The sequence below is a fragment of the Rhizobium sp. SYY.PMSO genome (genome assembly GCF_046840415.1).
GTDB lineage: Bacteria > Pseudomonadota > Alphaproteobacteria > Rhizobiales > Rhizobiaceae > Rhizobium.
Genome location: NZ_CP177350.1, coordinates 163,906 through 175,502 on the forward strand (window position 1 = coordinate 163,906; position 11,597 = coordinate 175,502).

General features: G+C 59.2%; 11 protein-coding genes. 9 read left to right on the forward strand and 2 right to left on the reverse strand.

The genetic code is table 11. The annotated features are described in order from the left end of the window. The first annotated feature begins 210 nt into the window (after positions 1-210). From ACJJVH_RS19045 to ACJJVH_RS19070, 6 genes are all read left to right on the forward strand, one after another. A complete protein-coding gene (locus tag ACJJVH_RS19045; RefSeq protein ID WP_412065753.1) occupies positions 211-1,128 on the forward strand; it encodes a DUF6282 family protein in 918 nt (305 codons plus the stop codon). Positions 1,129-1,225: 97 nt separating this feature from the next. Continuing rightward, complete coding sequence (locus ACJJVH_RS19050) at positions 1,226-2,548, forward strand: MFS transporter (protein WP_412065754.1); 1,323 nt, start codon at positions 1,226-1,228, stop codon at positions 2,546-2,548. Further along, positions 2,545-3,297, forward strand: coding sequence for an HpcH/HpaI aldolase family protein (locus ACJJVH_RS19055; RefSeq protein ID WP_412065755.1), 753 nt, complete (start codon positions 2,545-2,547; stop codon positions 3,295-3,297). The genes ACJJVH_RS19050 and ACJJVH_RS19055 overlap by 4 nt, the downstream gene beginning before the upstream one ends. Before the next feature lie 12 nt (positions 3,298-3,309). Then, complete coding sequence (locus ACJJVH_RS19060; RefSeq protein WP_412065756.1) at positions 3,310-4,221, forward strand: hypothetical protein; 912 nt, start codon at positions 3,310-3,312, stop codon at positions 4,219-4,221. A 6-nt stretch (positions 4,222-4,227) separates the two neighbouring features. Further along, on the forward strand, positions 4,228-5,277 hold the full coding sequence (locus ACJJVH_RS19065; protein ID WP_412065757.1) for a tRNA-dihydrouridine synthase: 1,050 nt from the start codon (positions 4,228-4,230) through the stop codon (positions 5,275-5,277). A gap of 51 nt (positions 5,278-5,328) precedes the next feature. Beyond that, entirely contained in the window at positions 5,329-6,633 is a 1,305-nt protein-coding gene (locus ACJJVH_RS19070; RefSeq protein WP_412065758.1) for an MFS transporter, read from the forward strand. A gap of 662 nt (positions 6,634-7,295) precedes the next feature. Here ACJJVH_RS19070 and ACJJVH_RS19075 read toward each other — a convergent pair. Beyond that, on the reverse strand, positions 7,296-7,724 hold the full coding sequence (locus tag ACJJVH_RS19075) for a hypothetical protein (RefSeq protein ID WP_412065759.1): 429 nt from the start codon (positions 7,722-7,724) through the stop codon (positions 7,296-7,298). Between the two features lie 143 nt (positions 7,725-7,867). Beyond that, positions 7,868-8,125, reverse strand: coding sequence for a hypothetical protein (locus ACJJVH_RS19080; RefSeq protein WP_412065760.1), 258 nt, complete (start codon positions 8,123-8,125; stop codon positions 7,868-7,870). 865 nt (positions 8,126-8,990) lie between these two features. Here ACJJVH_RS19080 and ACJJVH_RS19085 point away from each other — a divergent pair. The 3 genes from ACJJVH_RS19085 to ACJJVH_RS19095 all read left to right on the forward strand — a co-directional run bounded on the left by ACJJVH_RS19085 (position 8,991) and on the right by ACJJVH_RS19095 (position 11,594). Next, positions 8,991-9,956: an ABC transporter substrate-binding protein gene (locus tag ACJJVH_RS19085; protein WP_412065761.1), complete on the forward strand. Its 966-nt coding sequence runs from the start codon at positions 8,991-8,993 to the stop codon at positions 9,954-9,956. A gap of 73 nt (positions 9,957-10,029) precedes the next feature. Beyond that, positions 10,030-10,821: an amino acid ABC transporter permease gene (locus ACJJVH_RS19090; RefSeq protein WP_412065762.1), complete on the forward strand. Its 792-nt coding sequence runs from the start codon at positions 10,030-10,032 to the stop codon at positions 10,819-10,821. Positions 10,822-10,829: 8 nt separating this feature from the next. Next, positions 10,830-11,594, forward strand: coding sequence for an amino acid ABC transporter ATP-binding protein (locus tag ACJJVH_RS19095; protein ID WP_412065763.1), 765 nt, complete (start codon positions 10,830-10,832; stop codon positions 11,592-11,594). The last annotated feature ends 3 nt before the right edge of the window (positions 11,595-11,597 follow it).

The following is an 11,597-nucleotide window of genomic DNA, read 5'->3' on the forward strand; positions in this document are numbered from 1 at the left end:
CGTCCTCTTGTGTCGACGCTCACGTTCTACACCGTGTCCGCCGCGCAGGCCATTCGACATAATATCGAGCCACAGCTTGACAGCGGCATCAACATCATCAAATAATCAGAACAATGTTCCTGTCAACGGAACAAAAGAAAATGACGAACAAAGCTGGCTGTGTGGTTCCGCTCCCGGAACCGACATAGGTCAAGATGAGGAGGAAATACGATGGATGCGTTGTCGACCGGGGAACGGACGCAGCAGGTCAGCCAGATCTTGCGAGGTGGTGTCGATCCACATGTGCACAGTGGACCGTCCATCGCGCCGCGCGCGATTAATCATCTTGAACTTGCGCAGCAATTGTCGGAAGCCGGCTTCGTCGCCGCGGTCACCAAGGACCACGACTACTCCGGCGTCGTTGCGACGGAGATGATCCGCAAGCATCATCCTGAATTGACCACCAAGGTCTATTCCAGCATCGTGCTCAATAACGTCGTCGGCGGACTGAACCCTTATGCCGTCGAGCACACGGCGGCGTTGGGCGGCAAAATCGTCTGGCTGCCGACGCTCGCGGCGGAAAACCATCTGACCTGGGAAAAGACCTCGGACTGGCAGCATCCGGCCGCGACCCAGAAGATGCGCCATGCCACGGCCGTGCCGTTGTTCGACGCCAACGGAAAGCTGCGCAGCGAGCTTCTCGATATTCTCGATGTGATCGCCTCGACCGGCATGGCGCTCGCGAGCGGCCACATCCACGTTTCCGAGACCAAGGTGGTGTTTGCCGAAGCGCGCAGGCGTGGCATCGAGCGCCTGATCCTAACACACCCGGAAGACATCGTCGGCGCATCGCTCGACGACGCGCGCGAAATTGCCGACATGGGCGCCTATGTAGAACATTCGCTCGCCTTCTTCCTCGACGGATCGAAGTTCCAGACGCGGACGCGGGAAGACTTCAAGGCGCATATCGATGCGGTCGGCACTGAGCGCACGATCCTCTGCTCGGATCTCGGGCAGGTCGGCACGTTCAGCCCGCTCGAAGGCTTCCAGAGGGCCGTGATCACTTGCCTTGAGCTTGGTTACAGCGCTCCCGAAATCCATCGGATGGTCGCCACCAACGCAGCAAATGTGCTGGGCCTGGCCGGCTGATGAAACCACGTGTGATCGCGCCGGGGACTTGGGACGGCGGATCGCACATTTGTCACGAGCGTCGCGACAGGCGCCGCAGACGCTTTGGGAGAAAAAAATGTTCCAGTGGTATCGTGAGCTCGATGCCGGCGAACGCAAGACGTTTCAGGCCTGTTTCCTGGGCTGGGCTACGGACGCGCTCGACACGCAGCTCTTCAGCTTTCTCATTCCCACGCTCGTCGGAGTGTGGGCCATATCCAACAGCGAGGCCGGATGGCTCGGCACGTCCGCGCTTCTGTCGTCATCGGTAGGCGGCTGGGTCGCCGGCATTCTGTGCGACCGGATTGGCCGCGTCGTGGTGATGAAGATCGCCATCGCCTGGTTCACGGTTTTCACCATCGCGAGCGGCTTTGCCAATTCATATGAACAACTGCTGATTGCGCGAGTTCTCTCGGGCATCGGTTTCGGCGGCGAATGGGCTGCCGGCGCGGTGCTGATGGGCGAAATCATCCGGCCCGCCTATCGCGGCAAAGCCGTCGGCAATGTCCAGAGCGCCTATGCCGTGGGCTACGGCTTTGCCGCGCTCCTCTCGTCCGTATTGTTTGCCGTCATGGCGCCGGAAAACGCCTGGCGGTGGATGTTCTGGATCGGTGCGCTACCTGCTTTTGGGGTCTTCTGGACGCTGCGGGACGTTGGGGAGCCGGAAGTTTTCCTGACGATGAAGAAGTCGCTTGAGACGCGCGGCGAAAGGATTAGCCCGCTGGCGATCTTCAATCGCCGCTATCTGGCGACCACCATCCTATGTTCGCTTCTGGCGCTCGGCATCCAGGGCGGAGGCTTCTCGATCCTGATATGGCTGCCGACATTCCTCAAGTCGCATTACCAACTCTCCGCGGTATCGGTCGGATACTACATCTTTGTGCTGACCTGCGGCTCTTTCGTCGGCTACATCTGTGCTGCCCATTTGTGCGACACGATCGGTCGGCGCAGGAACTTCTTCCTGTTCACAGTCCTCAACTGGATCATGATCCCGGCCTTCATCTATGCGCCATCGCTCGGCTTGGTGTCACTCCTCCTGATCTTCTTGCTCGGATTTTCACTGCTGGGAATCTATTCGGCGCTCGGGCCTTACTTCACCGAGCTGTTTCCGAGCGTCATCCGCGGCAGCGGACAGGCCTTCGCCTATAATTTCGGTCGCGCCGCCGGCGCTTTCTGCCCGGCCATCGTCGGAATGCTGACGACCGCGAACTTCCTCCAACAGCGCGAAGCCATGGCCGCCTGCGCGATGCTGGCCTACGTCTTTGTCGTGATCGCCGTGGCGCTTCTACCGGAAACCAACGGCCGGGACCTCAGCGACGTCGATGCCGACATGGTCGCGCCCGAACCGCAAGGCGTCAACAAGGCCAGGCGGGCATCTGCCATACAGGAGAAAGAGGCATGACGTCCAACCTCAGAGCACGCATAGGCGCCGGCGAACTGCTGGTCGGAACTTTCATCAAGTCACCGTCGCCGCATGCCGTCGAAATCCTCGGCCTTGCCGGCCTGGATTTCGCCGTCGTTGACCAGGAACATGCTCCGATCGGCATTGCCGAGATGGACATGCTGGCGCTGGCCGGCAAGGCGGCAGGCTTGCCGCTTATTTCGCGGCGCTGGGGTCAGTCGACCGACTGGATCGCGCCGCTGCTCGATCTTGGCCTGACCGGCGTCATGGTTCCGCATGTGATGGACAGGGCGCATGCGGCGTCCGTCTGCGATGCGGTGCGGTTTTCGCGCGGCAAGCGTGGCCTGTCGCCATCACCGCGTGCAGGGGATTACGGCGGCTTTGGCCTATCCGACTATCGCAGCCTTTCCGACGTGCACAACGTCGTCATTGCGCAGATCGAGGATCGCTCCGCGCTCGACCATCTGGACGAGATCGCCGCGGAGCCGGATATCGATCTTCTCTTCATCGGACCGGCCGACCTGTCTCAGTCGATGGGTGTCGGCTTTCCCTCGGCTGAACTCGACGCCGCGATCGAACAGGTGATCGCCGCCGGAAAGAAGGCCGGGATTGCCGTCGGCCTGTTCGTCGGCGATGCCGCACAGGTGCCACCATGGCATCGGCGCGGGGTCACCGTCTTCGTTTGCGGTTCGGATCAGGCGCTCCTGCGCAAATCGGCCGCCTCTATGATCACCGCAGCCAAACACTAAGAGGATATCAGTATGTATCAGGGCAAGGACCCCCGCGCGGACCTGTTCGCGGCCACCTCAAAGCCGACTGCGACGGGTCTCGTCGCCAACGAGCAGGCAGGCCTGTTCTACCAGAGCGAGCCGCAACAAGGCGGGCCGGACGGCAAGCACTGGTATCTGCGGGGTTGCAATTTCGTCGTCGCCTATTCCGAAGTTTCACCGGGAGCAGGTCTTGAGCGCAAGGGACAGGTGGACGAATACGTTCTCTACCTCTCCGGCAAAGCAGACGACGTGGTGGTGGAGTGGAACGGTGAGAAGACCCGGGTGCCGGGCGGATCTATCGCCTTCATCCCTCCGGGTGATAGCCGCATCGTCCTGCCGAAGGGCGGCAAACCGGTTCGCCTCTTCACCGTGCGCTCCAAGGATCTCGCCGCCGCGTCCCGGAACGCCGACGCCTATGACGCGCCGCGCACCCATATTCCGCCCTTCAAGGCCTGGCCGGAACCCGTCGATGGATGGAAGGTTCGTCACTATCCGCTTGACGTGCCGGACGAACCAGGTCGCTTCGGTCGCATCTTCCGCTGTACCACCTTCATGGTCAACGCCCTGCCGACGCATGTCGGGCCGCGCGATCCCTCCAATATGTCGCCGCATCATCATGACGACTTCGAACAATGCTCGCTCGCGCTCGCCGGCACCTTCACGCATTATCTGCGCTGGCCGTGGACCACGGACATGCAGGACTGGCAGGCCGACAAGGCGGTCGATGTGGCCTCGCCCTCGGCCTTCGTGATCCCGCCACCCGTCATTCACACGACGCGCGCCAGCAGCAATGGCGCCAACGAACTGGTCGACGTCTTCTGCCCGCCGCGGATGGATTTCTCCCTCAAGCCGGGCTGGGTCCTCAATGCGGATGACTATCCCAGGCCGAAAGCCGAGGGTTGATCGGGCATGAGCAAACCGCATCTTGAAACGCATATCGGCCCCGTCAGGCTGAAGAATCCGGTGATTGCGGGCTCGGCGGAGCATCTGATCGATGCCGAAGGCGTGCGGCGCGCGATCCGCGCCGGTGCCGGTGCGGTCGTGGTCAAGTCCACCAATGAATCGCAAACGGCACGTCAACAGCTGCAGCAGGCAGAATATGCCGTGCTGGACGAGAACTGGAACCGCATTGCCTGGGATGCGTCGGCGCCGCGATCGGCGGTCGTCGCCTGCCGCTCCGGCCTGACGCCGCAGCCCTTCGATGCCTGGCTCGAACAGACGGCGACTCTCGACCGCGAGGCGCGCAACGATGATTGCATCGTAGTGGCCAGCATCATTCTGTCGGAGCTCAATCATGCGGTTTCGATGGCGCGGCAGGTCGAGCAAGCCGGGCTTCGCGTGCTGGAACTCAATATCGGTACCCCCTATGCCAGCCAGGCGGCAAAGGGAGCCGTCTCCACCGAGTTGAAGCCAGAGCGGATCGCAGAGATTGTCTCGGCGGTGCGCGCTGCTATTTCCCTGCCGGTCTGGGTCAAGATCACCGGGCAGAGCGAGCGCGTGCCCGATCTTGCCGAGGCTGCTTTCGGTGCCGGCGGAGACGCTGTGGTGATGGCTGGTCGTTTGCTCGGGTTGATTCCCGATCTGGAGACGCAGGAACCGTTGCTGGGGACGACGCTCGGCGTCGGCGGCATTTGGCATCTGCCGCTCACCTGCCAGTGGCTGGCACTCACCCGAAGCAAGCTCGGCCTCGGCCGCCCCCTGATCGGCACCAATGGCGCGCAATCCGGCCTGGATGTGGCGCGCATGATGCTGGCTGGCGCCGCAGCCGTGGAGATGTCGTCGCAGGTCATGCTGCGCGGATTCGAGCTTCTGCGCCAAGCCGTCAACGAGCTGGATGCCTATCTCGCCCGGCGCGGCGAAAACGCCGGCGATATCGTCGGCAGGGCTGCAGATACGCGCAAGTCTTTCGCGCAGATGGAGGTCCGGCAGGACAACTGGCGCAACCACATTCCACGATAGACGACGGCGGAAGCCTGTCGCGCAGACATGAAACACGGGAGGAGGAAGACGATGTCGCTTGCGACAGGACATGAGACGATCGACGAGGAAAAACTGTTTCAAAAGATCGTTTGGCGCGTCGTGCCGCTGGCGGTGCTGATCTATCTGATCGCCATCATCGACCGCGCCAATGTGGGCTTTGCGAAGTTGCAGATGGTCTCTGCTTTGCAGATGACCGAGCAATTATACGGCATGGCATCGTCACTCTTCTTCATAGGCTATCTGGTGCTCGAGGTTCCGAGTGCCTATGCGGTCAATCGCTTCGGCGCACGCCTATGGCTTGCCCGCATCCTCCTGACCTGGGGAATTCTCACGATCGCTACCGCCTGGGTGACATCGGGCAGTCTGTTCGCCGCTCTCCGCTTTCTCGTCGGCTGCGCGGAGGCCGGCGCCTATCCCGGCATCATCTACTATTTCACGCTGTGGTTTCCGAAGAACCATCGCGCCAAGGTTCTGGGTTTCCTGACGCTCGGCAGCGCCTTCGGCAATCTGTTCGGCTCGCTCGTGAGCGGCTTTCTCCTCGATCTCGACGGGACGCTGGGCCTTGCGGGCTGGCAATGGGTGTTCATAATGACCGGCCTACCGGCACTGGCGCTGTTCCCCTTCGCGCTTTTGTCGCTTCCCGACGGTCCGGCCAAGGCAAGGTTCCTCGATGCCGGCGAATGCGACTGGCTCAAAAAGCGCCTCGGCGCCGAGGAGCCCGCCGGACAGCACGGCAACCCGCTCTCCGTCATCTGGGACGGACGGGTGCTGCTCCTCTCGCTCGTCTACATGCTGATCCTCACCTCGCTCTACGGCGTCATCTACTGGTTGCCGACGGTCGTACGCGGCTTCGGCGTGTCAGGAACGCAGAACGGTCTCCTGAGTGCGATCCCCTGGGTCGTCGGCGTTGCCGCACTGGTCATCATCCCGCGCCACCTGCGCAAGGAAAGGACGGTCCTGTTCGCCATGGTCGCGATTTCCTGCCTCGGCCTCGTCTGCTTCTATCTGAGCACGACGCTGCCGCAGAACTGGATGCGCATGGTCGCCATGTCGATCGGCACGCCATGCATATCGCTGCTGTTCCCCTGCCTGTGGTTCCTGCCGTCGCTGTTCTTCTCGGGCAAGCACGTCGCCTTGGCGATCGCGGCGATCAGCACCATTGGTAATCTCGGCGGCTTCTTCGCGCAAAACCTGATGCCGTGGGTCGCGGGCGTGGCGGGAAGTCCCGTCTCCGCCATGCTGGTGCCGGCCGCCGCCCTGGCAGCCATCGGTGTGCTTGCCTTCGTGATGAGTGTGGGCGGGATGACGAACAGACCGCAAACGGCGACCCGATGATGCGCGGCTAGGCCTTGCGTACACCGGTGTTGTTTTGCTCTTAAAGGCGAGATGAGAGCCTCAACAAAATTAAAGGCCTTTCTTTGTCCCTAAATCTAATATTTAGCCCTTAAATTCGAGATTTTGCCTCTAAAGTTGAGACAGGGCTCACAGGGGTGGGCGGTTGGCTGCTATGGATAGGGAACCGGATCGGTTGCCAGATTGAGAACCGACGCCCCGCCTCAATATCAAATACCATCGAACGAAGCTAATCGGCGTCTCGCATTTAAGGACAAAAAGTGGCGTCTGTTGATGCGCAACGCGAAAAATCTCGAAATTAAGGACAAAGCGACAGCAGATTCCGACGCAGGGAAGCAGGAGGGGAGGGCAGCGGGCCGGCCGGTTCGATGGGCGTTATTCCACTCGATCAGGCAAACGAGATCACCGAGCCTGGATGAAAACTGGCCAAAAGCCCGGATTTCCGGGAGAATCCACTGATCCAGGAAGACCGAGACATCGGTTTCATGGTTAATAGAGTGAAAATCGGAGAATTTGGCTTGCTATTGTAAAAGGGGTAGATTGGGTGACAGTGCGAATTCATGTGCGATTGCGCCGGCGACGCAATCTTCCACCAGTCGGCTGCATGGCCTAGCTATTCAAGCGCGACAAACCCGGAAGCTACTTCACGACCGCTCCAGCGTTGCCTCTGCCGAGCGGCCGCTGAGATGCTGGGCGAGCGACGATTGGAAATTTGCCAGGTCCCTGTATGTGACGGAAAGCTCGACGCGGAGGTCTCCACTGAAATCTGGCGAATTGTCGTTGGTTGCGACTTCGACAGTCACTCTCAGCAGTCCGCGGTGGCCGATCGGCTCTATCCGGATGTGAACCGTCGCTCGGTCCAGCGTTCCCTTATCCTTCCACGTCCCGCCGACGAGGTCGGGTGCGCTACCGGTGTCAATCGGATAGGCTTCGATTGATCGGGCGAACGCCATCAAATCCGAGATGTTGAACCACGCCGCGCCACGACCCGTGAAATCACCGCAGGCAATTATCGCGGAAAGCTCGCCGTGCCAATCGTCTTCTGCTTTGTATCTGAGGATGAGGCTGTGCATAAAAAGAGAAGACCTCCATCGCCTTTGGCCTTCCGGCCATGATTACTCTGGCTTCCCCGGTGTAAGCGCGATCCTCACCATTTTGGTCGTGACGGAACCCGTCGCGCCGTAGCCCGCGCCCCACTCGATGACAAAGCGATCGTCTATTTTGCTGATGTCAAATCAAGGATAATGCCGGGTATCATGTCGTAATCCACGCATTCGATCGCGCTTACGCCCTCGAATAAAAGCGTTACGATCGCATGCTGGTCGAGAATGAAGTAGCCATTTGGGTCCAACTGGTTGGTCATATTCCAAGCATGGATGCGCATGATGCCTGAATCCTTTGCAGGAAAGTTCATCTCCAACAGGTGGGCATCCTCGGCCTCAGCGCTTCCATTACGCAACAGGCCGGCGGCCACTATGAGTATTGATCATATTCGTCGATGAACGCTCGACAGGCGTCATCGCGCCAATTTTTCCCGACAGGCAGTAGACCGATGGGATCCCAAAGCGACCAGCCTATTTCACGGAGCTTTGAAATCTCAATAGGTGGGGTGGCCATCATGTTCCAACGATCTTGTTTCGGCGTTGACCAGAATACTGGCAAACGTTCTGAGCGCAAACGCGTCTCCGCGGATGAGATAGGAATTCGCGCTCCGGGCGGCAGTCGGATTTTCAGATTCCTGCGACGACGAGACCCGCCAACGGCACCGCCTGACCGTCGCAACCGAGCCGGTCGCCCAGATAATGCCAGAAGGAAAGACCGAGCTTCCGATATGTCTTCATCAGCCCAAGTCGGGTGTAGCCCCACGCGGCTGTCGCGGCTTATCGTACCGCCAAAGATTTTTCACTTGATATTGAAGGTCCTCAGGTCGTTGTCCGACGCTTTGGTGTGCAAAGAGATATGCGGACACTTGAGAACCGCGAGCAGCTCCTCTTTTCGTCCATGTAGGCGTTCAGGTAGCTTTGCGACAGGAATATAATCGGTGCGTAATAGGAATATCCTTTCGAGCCCCGTCGGATTCCTGAGATCGTCTGCGGTAAAGGTCTTTGTTTCCAAGCATTCAACGATTTGTAAAAACGCCAGATGAGATCACGCACAAGCGTGATGGCGCGCATCCCTTTGAATAGACGCTTCTCAGCATCCTCGACGGCCGATCGGCCCGATTCGAATGTGGATTTGTATGCAATCCAGGACAGCCGCGGAGCCCGGCGGGCTTGCTGTAGCTTCGAGCGGATCAGGTCCATCTATTCAGCGCTTCAAAGTTTTAACTAGAAACTCTATTGCCATTTAAATGGAAAAGGAGTTACACTTTCGCCTGTCGAGATAAAACAGGGGTTCACATGTCAATGGAAAATCGGTTGTCGCGTGCTACTTTGGCCTTAGCCGCCGGTCTGTCAATTTGGGCACTAGCACTGGGTGCCGCCCAGGCGCAGACGTTTGAAGTCAAGCAGAACATGCCTGTCGAGAGCAGTTTCGTTCGGTATTTGCCGGCCGACATCAAATCGCGCGGCACGATCAATGCGGCGACGACCGACGCCAATGCACCCTGGTCCTTCGTCGATCAAAAGAGCGGCGCGCCCCAGGGCGTCGACGTCGATCTCGTCAACGATGCAGCAAAGCGTCTCGGGCTGACTGTGAACTGGAGCGTGATCCAATTTACCGCTGGCATACCTGGCGTCCAATCGGGCCGCTACGACCTTTATGTCAGCGCGATGGCGGACACCAAGAAGCGGGAGGATGTCGTCAATTTCATCGCCTACTCGCAGGAGGGGTCCGGCGTCATCGTCCCGAAGGGTAATCCGAAGAACATCAAGACAATGAATGATCTCTGCGGCAAACATGTGGCAATCGTCACCGGCTCCCTTTTTCCCGCCATTATCGATGATCTTAACAAGAAATGCTCCGCACCAGTGACGGTCTCGGAAACGGCCGACCAAGCCGCACCATATCTGGCGGTCGCGAGCGGGCAGGCGGATGCGACAATGAACACCTACGGCGTCAGCAACTACGCGCTGAAGACGGCCACGGAGGGCATCCAGACCCAGCTGGAGCTGTCACCGGTCACGCGTTTTGCTCCCGCCAATCAGGGCATTGCCTTCTCCAAGACGTCGACCGATCTGATGGCGGCGCTGGCCGGTTCCATGCAGGCGATGAAGGAAGATGGCAGCTATCAGAAGATCATGGACAAGTGGAATGTCGGCGATGGTGCAATGGACCAGTTCCTTCTCAATGCTCCCTTGTTCTGAGATGTCTGGGATGAACACCGGTAACAGATCGGTTCTGCGGATTCACCGCAGGCCGGGAGCCTGGATACCGAATGTGATCGCAGCTGCTGCTGCGATCATTGTAATCTTCGGATTGGCCGCCCTGGTGATTGGCAGTGGTCGCATCCGCTGGGATGTCATCGTTGATTATTTCTTCTCCACAGTGATGCTGCAAGGCGTCATGAATACGCTGATGCTGACGGCTGCCTCGCTTGCCGGATCCGCTGTGCTTGGTACGATCCTCGCATCCATGCGCATATCGAAGAGCGCCGTGCTCAACGTGATAGCCGGCGCCTATATTTGGTTCTTCCGTGGAACGCCGCTTTTGGTCCAGGTCGTCTTCTGGTTCAATTTCGGACTGTTTCTGCCGCAGATTCATCTTCCCGGGCTGGCGGTCTCTACAAATAGCTTGATCACGCCGACGACGGCCGCATTGCTGGGATTGCTGTTGAATGTCAGTGCTTTCATGTGTGAAGTCATCCGTGGCGGACTGATCGCGATCGATCGCGGTCAAACGGAAGCAGCTCTGTCAATCGGGATGACGCCTGCGCGTGCCCTCATTAAGATCGTCTTGCCACAAGCCATACGGGTGATCATTCCCGCTGCTGGCAATTTGGCGATTGATCTGTTGAAGGCAACCTCGCTGGTCTACGTGATCGGCACGCGGGAAATCTTGGGCACCAGCCAATCGATCGCAGCGCAAAATTTCTATGTCATCGAAATGCTGATCGTTGCATCGCTCTGGTATCTCGTGCTGGTGACGGTTGCCTCCTTCCTGCAGTCGCGATTGGAAACGCACCTGTCGCGTAGCGTTGCGGCGGTCATGACCACGCCGGCAAAGCTATGAGGTTCGGGATGAGCGATATCGTTAAGATCAAGGGACTGGAGAAATCTTACGGCACCCATCCGGTCCTCAAAGGGATTGACCTGACCGTAGAGCAGGGTCAGGCAGCCTTCGTGATCGGCCCTTCCGGGTCGGGTAAAAGTACGCTGCTTCGATGCGTCAATCGGCTTGAAACGTATCAGGAAGGGGAACTCTGGGTGGAAGACTACATTGTCGGAGCGGAACGGCGCAGCGACAGATGGATTGAGGCAAGCGAGCGCGTCAATGCTGCCCGTCGTGCAAGGATCGGCATGGTATTCCAGCGCTTCAATCTGTTCCCGAACATGACCGCTCTGGACAACGTAACGTCTGGTCTGAGGCTCGTCGGCGGCAGCAGTCGCAGGCAAGTGCACGAAAGGGGTATGGAACTCCTCGATCGGGTCGGTCTTTCGGACAAGGCTTATGCGTATCCGGCTCAACTCTCCGGCGGCCAGCAGCAGCGTGTGGCGATTGCACGTGCAATCGCCATGAATCCCACCCTTGTCCTCTTCGATGAGCCGACGTCGGCATTAGACCCGGAGTTGGTTGGAGAAGTCCTCGCAGTCATCCGGGATCTCGCAAAAGAGGGCATCACGATGATGATCGTGACGCACGAGATCAGGTTTGCCGAAGAAGTTGGCGACGTCTTGTTCTTCATAGACCAGGGCTGCGTTGCCGAGGCCGGAGAACCTCGGCAAATCATCCGCCATTCCCAAAATCCCCGCACGGCCGAATTCATGGCACGCGTGCGCCAATAGAAT